Source organism: Nocardioides oceani, assembly GCF_030412965.1.
Classification (GTDB): Bacteria; Actinomycetota; Actinomycetes; order Propionibacteriales; family Nocardioidaceae; genus Nocardioides; species Nocardioides oceani.
The window spans coordinates 1-222 of sequence record NZ_JAUHJQ010000265.1 but is presented as its reverse complement, the minus strand read 5'-3'; the positions used below and the strand labels follow the sequence as shown (position 1 = coordinate 222).

Annotated in this window: 1 protein-coding gene; it reads left to right on the top strand. The window is 75.2% G+C overall.

All coding sequences use genetic code 11. The features are described from left to right. Nucleotides 1-222 (top strand): GTP-binding protein (locus QWY28_RS24015; protein WP_439117281.1); only part of this gene is annotated, 222 nt, incomplete at both ends.

The following is a 222-nucleotide window of genomic DNA, read 5'->3' as shown; positions in this document are numbered from 1 at the left end:
GACCACACCACCCCCACCCCCCGCGCCCTGCGGCTGGGCGTCTGCGGACCCGTCGGGACCGGCAAGAGCTCCCTCATCGCGCTGCTGTGCCGCGAGCTGGCCGCGACCCGCGAGCTCGGGGTCGTCACCAACGACATCTACACCGACGAGGACGCCCGGTTCCTCCGCTCGGCCGGCGTGCTCGACGCCGACCGGATCCGGGCCGTCGAGACCGGCGCCTGC